The 12,195-nt window shown below is 36.1% G+C and carries 6 protein-coding genes; 1 reads left to right on the forward strand and 5 read right to left on the reverse strand.

What is annotated here, in order from left to right; genetic code table 11:
- Nucleotides 1-31: 31 nt before the first annotated feature.
- Nucleotides 32-190, reverse strand: a complete 159-nt coding sequence (locus ACKTTZ_RS24270; RefSeq protein WP_156106583.1) for a hypothetical protein — start codon at nt 188-190, stop codon at nt 32-34.
- Between the two features lie 768 nt (nt 191-958).
- On the opposite strand from ACKTTZ_RS24270, the gene ACKTTZ_RS24275 reads away from it, so the two are divergent.
- Nucleotides 959-1,618, forward strand: a complete 660-nt coding sequence (locus ACKTTZ_RS24275; protein WP_034699512.1) for a S24 family peptidase — start codon at nt 959-961, stop codon at nt 1,616-1,618.
- A 76-nt stretch (nt 1,619-1,694) separates the two neighbouring features.
- On the opposite strand, the gene ACKTTZ_RS24280 is transcribed toward ACKTTZ_RS24275, so the two are convergent.
- The 4 genes from ACKTTZ_RS24280 to ACKTTZ_RS24295 form a co-directional block, all read right to left on the reverse strand.
- Complete coding sequence (locus ACKTTZ_RS24280; RefSeq protein WP_407846823.1) at nt 1,695-2,600, reverse strand: hypothetical protein; 906 nt, start codon at nt 2,598-2,600, stop codon at nt 1,695-1,697.
- A 116-nt stretch (nt 2,601-2,716) separates the two neighbouring features.
- Entirely contained in the window at nt 2,717-6,244 is a 3,528-nt protein-coding gene (locus ACKTTZ_RS24285; protein ID WP_407846824.1) for a PKD domain-containing protein, read from the reverse strand.
- A gap of 85 nt (nt 6,245-6,329) precedes the next feature.
- Nucleotides 6,330-9,332, reverse strand: coding sequence for a PKD domain-containing protein (locus tag ACKTTZ_RS24290; RefSeq protein WP_407846825.1), 3,003 nt, complete (start codon nt 9,330-9,332; stop codon nt 6,330-6,332).
- A complete protein-coding gene (locus ACKTTZ_RS24295) occupies nt 9,322-12,183 on the reverse strand; it encodes a hypothetical protein (RefSeq protein WP_407846826.1) in 2,862 nt (953 codons plus the stop codon). The genes ACKTTZ_RS24290 and ACKTTZ_RS24295 overlap by 11 nt, the downstream gene beginning before the upstream one ends.
- Nucleotides 12,184-12,195 lie beyond the last annotated feature (12 nt).

Consider the following 12,195-nt stretch of genomic DNA (forward strand, 5'->3'; position numbering starts at 1 on the left):
GTAAGGATTGAGCTTTCTTCCGTGACCTATACTATGGCTGAAGAATGATATTATATATTGTTCTTTCAGACAAAAATAACATTTCCATCAGCTCGTTGACAATCACTTTCATCTGTTTATCCTGATTACGTTTTACATAATCAATGACAAAATCTTTTCTTTTTTCGACTAATTCTTTACTACGTTTCATATTCTATGGTTAAAAGTTTTTTTGGTTAAAATTTTTTTTTGAATCAGACAGGTTTTCTCATCTTACCTGTTGACTGTTTGATAAAGTCATAAGAATCCCTAAAGACGAATATTCCGCCTTCTAAAAAGATGTCTAATTCAATTAATTTTGTTTTTTTAGAAGCCGGTACCAGGTATTTATCAATAAAAATCTTACCCTGACTTCTTTATTTTAAATTTCATTTGCCCTCTCAGGATGTATTAGCAACTTTACTGACAACTATAATTAATCGATATTTTATATGTTGAGCAGTAATGTTATTCTACATGTTGGACTTGTTTTTTTATTTTCAGGAAAAAACAAAGAGCAAAATGATTGCTTTATTCAGATATTTATCAAAAATAAACGCATTTTTGTCATTAGCGGAACAATTAAAAAACGAACAAAACACAAATAAAACAATACAATAAAACGCACTTTTTACACCTTAAAGAGTATTTAAAATTTTCCCTATCCCTACTAGCTCTGGATAAAACAAAAAAAGAAACTCTCTATATTTTAAATAGATTACTCACGAAATAAACTCACAACTTGCTTAATTACATTTAATTATAAACAAAAAGTAACATTTTAAAATATTAAAAAAATATTAAATTTTAAATATAATTTTGTACATTTGTACTGTTCCATCTTAACGACGAAACAAATATACGAACATTGTTCGTTTTTCAAAATAAAAACGAACAAATTATTCGTTTTTTTTTTACAAATAACTATAAACATATCAAAATGAACTATTTAGAATTCAAAGAAATCAGAAAGAAACTAAACATGAAGCAGGCTGATATAGCAAAATCTATAGGAGTAGGCACCAGAGCCGTGCAATATTGGGAAAAAGGCGAACGAAAAATACCTGAAACGACGGCTTACTTTGTCACCAATCTGTTAAAACAACAGGAACTCAATGATGACAGTGCGTCTCCGGTTGTTTTTTCAGATTTAAAGATCATGCACGTTCCATTAGCAAATCAATACGCACAAGCTGGCTATCTGAGTAATTTTGCTGATGAAGAGTATATAGAAAGCTTACCCACAATTCCTTTTACGGACGATGTAGAGCACAGAGGTGAATACATGTGTTTTGAAGTAAAAGGAGATAGTATGGATAACGGATCATACGAAAGCTATCTGGAAGGTGATATTATCTTATGCAGAAACATCAGACAGGATTACTGGATGAGTAAACTCCATTATGATAAGTGGGATTTTGTAATCGTTCACAAAGAGAAAGGGATTTTGGTAAAGCGAATCATTAACCATGATGTGGAGAGAGGGATTATTACCCTTCATTCTCTGAATGAGTATTATGAAGATTTCGAGATCCATTTGAAGGATGTTGCGAAACTTTTCAATATTATAAGTACAAGACGTAAAAACAACAGAAGATAACTGCCTTAGTGAATAAAATCCTCAATTTCTTGAGGATTTTATTGGGGCATCTCAGATCATTATAGTGTAAGATATTCTAATAACACTGTTCTTCATCGATTCTCTGTATTTCTGCTGATTGCGGATCTACCCAATAAATTAAACCTGGGTTAAATTCTGAATCAGACCTTAGGAATCGTATCCATCTTATTCCGCTTTTTTTGAAATTCTCAGGCGCATTTTGCTCAAACTCTCTTATATTATCCGGTATTGCAGGCATACCATTAGTCAGGCAGATCAAGCTTCCTATACCTGGCCTAAAGGGACTTAAAGTTACTTTCATTTTCCAGGCAGGAGATGTTCCGAAACAAAGAGAATCCTTGTTACGATCATCTACACCGGACAAGCAGTAAGCTTCTACTCCCCATATTCCTGAGTCAAATTTCACAAAATCCGACCATTCCGAAATCCCATTGGGTCTGCAATATTTTCTTATTCTTATGTATAAAGGAGTTTTATCCGGAATATTTCCATTTCTCATGTCAATATTTTCAAATTGGGTATAATTTACATCACTAAAGCCCACCTTTGAGTAAATAATATCTTCATCTTTAAAAGCAGGATCTTTCGCTATCTGGTATTCCAATGCCGCAAGATTGCTGGTATTAAAAACCACATAGTTCATTACGATCTGCCCATCCTCCAGTACTTTTACATCAAGAACTCTCGGAGTTTCACAGGAAGAGCCGCACCCTCCAACGTTCAATGTAGCATTGCTTGTAGCCACAACCCCATTTACTCCCAGTTCAACGTCCAGATTGTAAGTGCCCATCTCCTGAATACCAGGCAGTTTTATTGAATTACTATCCTGAAGCACTGCATTCCTTATATCAACGGTTTCTACATTTGTGGATCCCGGTGGATAAGTGTATTTCACAGAAGCATCTGTTATTGTCTCGGAAGATTGATATTGTATTTTAAATGAAACATCACATTTTTCCATTGTATTATGTTTATTGTTGTTATTTATTTTTTCTAGTATGTAAGGGATGTTGTAATTATTCCAAAAAAATAAAAAAACACCCCTTTATATCAGATATAGCACAAAGAATATGTTCCTTAATCCACTCTTATCTCTGCTACATCAATTTCAAATGCATCACTATTGGCATCCTTGACTAAAAGCTGGAATTTGTATTTTCCAACCTGTAAATCTTTGATGGTAAGAGTCGGTTCGTTAACATTCTCAAGGATTACATCCGGACCTTCTAATTTGCTCCAGAAATACAGAAGCACATCTGCTCCACTTCCCCATCCTTTTAATCCCAATTGCCTAAAACGTAAATTAGATAAAAGAATGTTCTGACTACCACCGGCACCAGCTAAAATAGTGCGCAGTTCAACAGTACAGCAATTTTTATTAGGAAAGCTAATGCTATTGATCACAACCGTTGGACGATATTCATTTTTATAGGAAAGAATGTTTGAAGTCACGGTATTATTTTCTCCATCTACTACAACCGCTTTATATAGATTTGTACCCACTCCGTTTATAGAATCTGTAAATGTAGTCCCCGTAAGATTGCTAATAAACACATTCCATGTAGCACCGTTATTGGTACTTTTATGAATCTGAACGTTGGTAATATCACCATCAGGATCGCTGGCATAGACACCAACTGTGTAACTACAAGCAGACTGTGTACACACTCTATCCTCAATTCCGGATGTATCATTCCATTTGATTGATACAACAGGTGGGTTATTTTCTTTTTTATAAGACAGAATATTTGAAGTTGTTGTATTGTTTTTTCTATCTGTAACAATTGCTTTATATAGCTGTGTTCCAGCTCTGTTTATAGTATCGGTAAATGAAGCCCCAGTAAGATTACCAATAAACAAACTCCATGTAGCTCCATTATCAGTACTTTTAAAAATCTGAATAGTTGCAATATCTTCATCCTGATCCGTTGCATAAACATCAATGGCAAAACTACAAACCGACTGTCTGCATAATCTGTCCTCAACTCCTGAATTATCCTTCCATCTGATCAATGCAGTAGGTGGGTGATTATTCTGGTCTTTTTCAATTCCAATATCATCAAATCCCGGAAGATCCACAGTATTTGCTGCTTCTCTACATGAACCCACCAATCCGAATCTAATATCGTATTTACCTAAAGGCAATTTGACAGATCTTCGCGGATTGTATGATCCGGATTCATAATGCCATCCGTTTCCAGGGTCATTTGAATCATAAATATTCAAGCCTGTTATTCCCGTGAGGTCTTTAGGTAAATCCCAATCAAATGTGAGTGTCTGGGTACCATCACCATTATCAACAACGGAATATTTAATATTTGAAATCACCGGACACTCTTTGGTCAGTGGTAAATTTACAGCTACAGTCTGAGTACAGCCATTACCAATCACCTTCACTCTTACAGTTGGAATCCTTGATGGATCCAGATTGTAATACTTATAACTTACAAATCCATTTTCATCAGGATTGAAAGGGGCCCAAACGTCAGTACCCAGGAAATCCCAGCTGTACGTATAGTCTGCAAAGTTTGCTCCGGAGACTTTAAAGTTTACTATTGTTGCTGTTGAATCTCCTCCAGGATAAATAACAGGTGGAACAACTTCTACTTTGATATCCGGTTCCGAAATCACTTTAATACTGCAATCAGTAGGTTTCCCATTGACAGTAAAGGTAATTTCCTGACCATAGAACTGTTCTTCCACAGCCTTCGGATCAAAGACATATTGTCCATTGATAAGTTTCACGCCATTACCAATATTTGCTTTCACAACTCCATTCATAGGGGATACTGTAAAAGGTATAGGATTAGATTCAGCACAGATAACAGAAGTTGGCAAACTTAATTTGACAATCGCTTTTGGAGTACAGCAGATGTATGGAAGTGAAAAGTCTGCAATAACTTTTGGATTTTTTATAGAATCATAAACCAGGATAAAAGTACCTCCACGTTTTACTCCCCGCTTATGTTCCAATCCCGAATTCTTTTCTACGTATTCATTGAAATAGGCTTTTGTCAGGTCTTTATTCCCTTTTAATTCTTCCAAAGACAAGAGCATAATATCAAATCCCAGCTGCTGCTTATCCTTGATTTCTTTTATCTGTTCAAAAGCAACCTGGTAATCCATTCCCTGATGACCTTCTATATTATAAAACGGATAGTTATCTATATTGAGGTTTAAAGGACTTTCCTGTTCGGATTTTCCTATTAACACCCAATCCGTATCAAATGTTAGATTGTTGTCAGAAGACCTGTTGCTTGTTTTATCAAAATTCCACGCTTTTAAGAAATCTTCTGTAACCGTGTAATAAAAAGGAATTGCTTTATTACTCAGAGGATTTAATTTTTGTGACGGAGTAATTTTAACTCTTTCCTTATTTTTAACAATATTATCAGGATTAAAATATCCTACTTGTTGATTAAAGCGACTAATCAGGGTTTTAACTTTTTGGGTTGCTTTATCATCATCCAAAGCAGGCGAATTATAAAACTTATGTCTTGAGAAATCCAATTGGATATCTGATTGTAATTTCCCAAGCATGATGTGTTTAGGAAAAGAAACAAAATCCGGAAGACATTTGGTGAATGCTCTAGGAAGCAATTCTATAATTTCCGAGTAAGTATCCATTAAATCCTTTACCACATCATAAGCATACTGAAAACCTGATTCCTGATTAAAAATTCTTGTAAATGACGCTTTAAATGTATCATGGTTGGCTGTTGAAATCCCTACTATTTTACCGATTGCTTCCATTCTTTCAAAAACAATCTTCCCAAAATTCGTTTTATCCAGAGCTTTGATATATATATTCTTTAAATCAGAAGCACTCAATTTTTTTTCTGAAACAAACTGTTCTAAAATAACCCTGTTTTGTTTCACAGGCTCCATGATATCTTCGATAAACAAAGGATGAGGCTGAAGACGATCTTTTCTTTTCAATTGAACCTCACCTGTTATAGGGTCAGGCAGAGTAAAACCATCTTCTCCAAGAATATGATTGATCCCACTTGCAGTAGTAACTAATACTTTAAGGTTTCTGATTTGTTGTATTCCATGATTATCACAGTCAACTCCTCTACAAGGTTTAATTTCTTTTTCATAATCTTCCAAATACAGCAACAGGTATTTATCCTCTAAATTGGTAAGATTATTAATAGGTTGAAAATCTGATATTGCTTCCTGAGCCGTTGCCAATTCCCATAGTTCAATCTGCTCGCTTCCCTCGTAAAACGACGGGTATTTTATTTTAAAATTATCATATGCTTTAAAATGGGTGAAGTCTTTATTTTCAAGATCAACCGTCTTCAGATCACCCATGTACAGATCTTCACTCTTCTTACTCGTATTGTTCAGGGTTAATAAATCGCCGTCGGTGGTAAGTGCTGCTCCCTGAGAAAGCTGTATACTGCTGAGCAGCCTGTTTTTATAAATAAGTTTTGGTTTGAGACCGCATACAATACCTACTCCCTGCAGCAATACTCTGGACAAACGGTCCTGATCTTCGAAAAAATCCAGGAACTCATTGAACTGATCAGGATCTTCTATATACTGCCCTTTACTGAATTTACGGTATTGGACTGCTATATTACTTAATTGATTCTTCATTATTGTTCATTTTTAATGATTTATTAAGGTCTTTTAATAAACTTCATAGACAATTGATACTGCCTATGAAGTTATTATCTGACTATTATTTTGTGACTCCTGTACAAGGGTTTATTCTTAGGAAATTACCATTTGGATATCCTTTATAAATAGGAACTGTAGCGCTTGCTAAGAAGATTTCTGTATAGGCAACATCCTGGTGACAACCAGTTGGCGGTCTGTTACTAGGAGGTAATGCACATTCAAGAGAAAACTCTACAAAACCATCTGATGATTGTGATGCCATTTGCTTAGCTTCAGCCTGAGTGATCGTAATTTCATTATATCTGCTCAATGCAGGTGTACCAGGTTTATGGTTACCTCTATCCTGGTTGCCTCCTGTATTACTTAAGTGGATGTTTCCAACAAAACCAGGGTAAGGATTGTTTCCACCTATCACAATACCATTTCCTTTTAAGTTGAAGGTAGCATCATTACAAACGTGACCTTGGTCTACATCATCTCTATACTGAATAACCACTCTCATCCCACTTAAACATGCAATAGTGGATTGACCTTTTAATTTTAGCGGAGCTAATTTATAGACCGTACTACAGCCGTTAGCATTGGTTACTGTAAGTGTTGGATTGAAAGTTTTTTCCTGTCCTGCAACCAGCTTGTACACATGAACTTTTTTATTAGTTGGAGCCTCATTATGCACGATTGGAGTACCATCATCAAAATTCCAGGTAAATGTAACCCCTGTAAAATCTCCGGTAACATTAAATTCAACCGTAGCATCCGGATTGTTTGCATTTTCGTCCATCGTAGGAGCATCATAACTCACAGTACCTGTAGTAACAGATACGTTGGGTTGTGCATACACTACCATCTGTGCTTCCACTGGATCATCATTAACAGTAAACGTAATCGTTTGTCCAAAATAAGCTGCGTTAACCAGACTTGGATCGAAGAAACTTTGACCTCCGGATTGTGTAACTGCAGGAATCGGAGCACCATTCACAAATGCTTTTACTTGTCCGTCTAACGGAACAATGGTCATCAACACCGGAGCATCTTTCTGACATAGTTTGTTTGCAGGTAACGACAGGAATGCAGGATCCTTTTTAGAACAACACAGATAAGGCAGTGAAAAATCCGCAAGAACCTGATTTTCATCTTCTGAGTAATAAATCAATGCGAAAGTTCCGCCCGGCTCTACTCCTGCCCTATGTTCCAGACCTGATTTCCTTTCTAAGAATTCGCTTAGAAGCTCACTTACAACATCGTCTTTTTTAGGATCCTGTTTTACTACTGTAACGCCATCTGAAGATCCTTCTTTTGAGAATTCAGCCTGGTTCAGCAATCTCAGCTGTTCATCCAGTTTAGAAATGTTCAGTAAAGTATTCTGTGAATTAAGTGTTCTGTTGCTGACATCGCTGGAAATGGATGTCAGCTGCTTTCTGAGTTCATCAATAGAGACTGTTTTTTCCCGGATTGGCGGCTCGCTGCCAGGCTTTCCTCCTTTTTCCAAAACCAATGCGATGACATCAAAAGCTAATCCGTATTGTGTTTTAAGATCATTGATGTTTTGCAATGCTGTTTTATAAGGCATTCCCAGGTGACCTTCAATTCTATAAAAATCATTATTGTCAATGTTATAATTCAGTGGATTCTGAATAAAATCTTCTCCTGCTAAATTGGCTGTATGATAGCTTAAATTGTAAGCTTCCCTATCGGTTTTTGTTTTTTCAAAGTTCCATTGGGCTAACAAGGATTTGTCTACATTATAGTAATACGGTATGGCCTTATTACCCAATCTTACATTCATATTTGAAGGTGTAATTTTAATTCGCCCGATATAGGTTTGAAATCCATTAACTTTCTGTACAAAACGATTGGCAAGCATTACGACTCTTTCATAATTCTCGTCATCATTGGTAGTAATGGGTGAATTATAAAAACTGTGACGTAAAGGGATATATTTTCCTAATTCCTGCTTTGCTCCAACTGGACCTAACATAAGGTGCTTAGGGAATGAAGCAATATCCGGACAGCATTCAGCATTCAGATGCAGGATCAGCCCTTTTATTTCATTGTAGGTATCAATCAGATCCTTTAATAAATCATATCGGTATTGATAATCTTCTAAGCCTGGAGAAGTGCTTGTCAGCAAAGGGTTCAGTTTATCAAAAAGCGTCTGCCCACCCAGATTCATATTTACATTAAAAGCTCCTGCAATAGAGGTAAAGCCATCACTTAATTCTGCAACAGTACTGATAGCACCGTGAAATTTTGTTTTTAACTGCGGCGCTGTTTTTACAAGAGCATCCAGAATAACTCTTTTCGCCTCTATATGAGGTAAACTGTCAAAAAGCTTTTCATAAGTATTGTGCTGCTTATAGATCGCATCTTTTGCGTCACCTTTCGTGATAAGCTCTGAAACAGATGCAGAATCTGCCAGAAGCACTTTAAGATTAGCAACCTGCTCTGCTCCGTTGTTGTCACAATCTGCATCCTGACATGGGGTTTCATCATTAGAATAACTTTCCAGATACAGAATTACAATTTTATCATTTAATGAATTATAAATCTCTCTTACCTGTTTAAAATCTGCAGCATTAGCTCCTTCGTTCACTAACTGTGTATACTCTTGTGTTGTAAACAATTCTAAAAGAGGAATTTGCTGTCCTCCGATACGAAAATGCTCATATCCCAGAACATCAACATAATTTCTATAGTATCTGTAATTTTTAGCATCGAAGTCTATAACAGCCTCTGATTTTTTGCCTGCTGCCTGACGCAGCGTTATCAAGTCTCCATCAGTAGTAACTCCGGCTCCCTGTGTAATCATAATAGTATCAAGAGGAATCTCAATATCTATATCTCCGGGTCTGGACATTTTTTCTGTCAGAGAAGGTGAGATTTCAAGCTCTACGTATTCCGATTTAAAACCGCACACCACTCCTACGCCACTCAGACGGGTTCTTGATAATCTGTCCTGATCTTCAAAATAGTCTATAAATTCGTTTAATTGCCCTTCTGTTAACGCCTGATTGTCGTTGAACTTTCTATATTGGGTTGTTACATTGTCTAATTTAGTGTTCATTATTTTTCATTTTTTTTGATAAGTTCGATTGTCCTAATATGATTTTTCCGTCCAGCGTGTCGTTGTCATTAGCATCGCAGTCTAAAAGCCTTCCTGGTCGATAAATATTATTTAAATGGCTGAGAGCAGTCAGTAAATCTGTAATGCTGTTTCCAAGATTCAAAATATTATTCCTCGATTTATCTGAGAGGTATTTTTTAAATGCTACTTCAAATTCAGCCAAATCGTTCTGAGCGGTTTGTTTTTCACTCAAACGGTCTCCCACCCAACAAATTTTTGCTAAAACATGAGCAGGAATTTCCTGTCTGATCACGGTTTCCGCATAACGTCTGAAATCCGGATCCTGGAAACGGTAAGCAAACCCGGGAAGGACAACACTTACCCTGTAAGAATAAGGATCAAACACCTCCACATCTGTTTCACAACCTTCACAAGAAGACATAAAGGCTTCCGAATATTCTATCGGATCTGTTGTAGGATTTTCATCCTCCAGGTCATACATGATTCTGAAAGAACCTCCGATAGACATACAGCCAATACCTCCCATGAGCTTATAATCCTTAGTGGTTGGCTTTAATAATAGATGCTCGACAAGGAAAATCCCCTCTTCTGTAAATTCATATTTGAAATACTTCACCGTTGCCTTAATTCCGTCTTTCAATTCTTTCAAATCTGAATAAGGATTGGTTTTTTTGTGAACAGCAATTACATTTTGTTCATCCGTATCATCTACAATTTCAAAATAGTAGTTACCTCCCGATGAAACACGGATTTTTATATTTCCAATGAAACAATATCCCTTTTCACATGTTTTTAATTTTTCTAATGTAACTTCAGGGTTTTTCTCATCTAAGGTGTCTAATGCATTCTGAAGATCTTCCTCATCAATCTGAATGGTTTGATAAATGGCATCATTCAGGTTTTTTATAGCAATATGCTCAGTCGTATAGCTGTTTACAGACGATAAGATAATATTGCTACCAGCATCTTTTATTTTCCAGGTATAAGTATTTTTACCGGTATTATCGGTTGTTTCAATAATGGATACCGGCGTTTGAGATAAGTTTCTCTGGGTATAATCCTTAATTCCCAGCAGGCGGGCGATTCTTTTCTGAACACCGGAAATATTACTGGTATTCCAAAGATCTGAATCTCCAATTAAGGTATAATTATACCCCAACCCTCTGTCTTTACTTAATGATGAATATTCTTGTAAGAAATTTTCTTTGTTTTTTAAGACAATTTCATCGGTGGATTTCCCATACAATGATTTCATTAAGAAGGTATAGTCGCTGAATGTTTCAGCAAAACGGGAGATCAGATGATCCAAAACTTCGTTTCGGCGTTCCACGCTGTTATCAAGCTCTTCATATAACGAATCGGTAAGTTGATCATCACTTTCAGTATCATAGTCAGAAACCAGTTCATCAAAGCCTTTAATATTCTTAAGAGCCTGGGTAAAAAAGGTTCTTTTTAACTTACCATTAATGCTTAATACTTCTTTTACTTTTTCAAGATGTTTGAAATAGCCGGCAAGGATCTGATCAAAAAATAACAAATACCCTTTCATTTGTTTGGCCAGTGCTTCTCTCTCCGGGGATGGATTTCCAATAATTCCAGATTCTCCTACTCCATAGGTGTCCGGAAATTCATTCAGAATAGTAGCATAGTTGGCGATATCATATGAAGTTCCTTGTGGCAATACCAATTCTTTATTCTGTCTTGCATCTTCTCTCAGTACTTCTTCTTCTCTTTTAAGAGTTTCTAAGTAATCCTGAACTTTTTTGTCATTGATATTTAACGGAAGAGAGCCTTTACTGTAACTGAATGAACTCAGCTCGCACAGTTCCGGTTTTCTGCCTTTTTCAATACAGATCAGCCAATCATTATTTTGTTTGATCACACTGTCGCAACCTGCAATAGACACATCATGAATTTCTTTAACCCCATCAATTTTCATGATTTCACTGATGATATCGGAAAGACGAACTTCTGTTCTTAACTGGCTGTTTTTAAGTTCTTCCGTATCGATAAAACCATTCTCAAGAAGCGGACCTTCAAAAATCTGATCTGTAGTCAGACCTTTGTCCAGCATTTGTTTCAGTGAATAAAAATGAACCTCCGGAGACAGATAATTATTGATTGTTCTGATGACTTTAGCATGCACCAGTTCTTCATCTGCTTTGCTGACAAGTCCGATACGGGCACACACTGCAACTTTCTGGATTTCAACTTCTTTAATTTCTGCCAGGTCTTCACAAAGTCCTCTATTAGCATGATAACTATCTAATATTTTGATATTGACATTAGATTTTTCACATCCGATACCATCCGCATCAATATCTTCAGCATAATCTACATAAAGGTCGTACAATCCTTTTACGTTAAAACTTTTTGTCTTTTCTCCGATGGGTTTAAAGTCTAAATCCCCGGTTTTACAGTCGACATATAATTTTTCATTTTTTGGAACCAGCCAACAGTTACGGATAGGTCTTTTAAAGCTTCCAGCCGTGTTGATATCGATAAACAACTTTCTGTAGTCCAGTTCGTTTAAAGGTCTTGAAGGTAAAATTTCTGCAGCCTTTAAAAACTGGGTATGAATGTCTTTATTGGCATCATCGGATGCCAGGATATCTTCCATGTTCAGGTTCATCCTCATCCCAAGATCCGTTATGGCATAGCTTAAAACTTCCAGAGTGGTGATACCAGGATCATGAGAGTTATAATCGGTCCAGAGTTTTCCTCCTAACTTTTCTATGTATTCAATTCCTGTTTTGCGTAGAAAATGAAAATCTGTCTGATCCCCGGTTTCTATATTTTTTGATATACTAATATGTTTATTTTCTGACATGATTATGTTTCT

It is taken from the genome of Chryseobacterium sp. KCF3-3, assembly GCF_045865955.1.
Taxonomy (GTDB): domain Bacteria; phylum Bacteroidota; class Bacteroidia; order Flavobacteriales; family Weeksellaceae; genus Chryseobacterium.

Bases quoted from the DNA above. Each gene is read 5' to 3' on its own strand.
- ACKTTZ_RS24270 (WP_156106583.1), bottom strand. From the start codon at position 190: ATGAAACGTAGTAAAGAATTAGTCGAAAAAAGAAAAGATTTTGTCATT.
- ACKTTZ_RS24275 (WP_034699512.1), top strand. From the start codon at position 959: ATGAACTATTTAGAATTCAAAGAAATCAGAAAGAAACTAAACATGAAG.
- ACKTTZ_RS24295 (WP_407846826.1), bottom strand. From the start codon at position 12,183: ATGTCAGAAAATAAACATATTAGTATATCAAAAAATATAGAAACCGGG.
- ACKTTZ_RS24285 (WP_407846824.1), bottom strand. From the start codon at position 6,244: ATGAAGAATCAATTAAGTAATATAGCAGTCCAATACCGTAAATTCAGT.
- ACKTTZ_RS24280 (WP_407846823.1), bottom strand. From the start codon at position 2,600: ATGGAAAAATGTGATGTTTCATTTAAAATACAATATCAATCTTCCGAG.
- ACKTTZ_RS24290 (WP_407846825.1), bottom strand. From the start codon at position 9,332: ATGAACACTAAATTAGACAATGTAACAACCCAATATAGAAAGTTCAAC.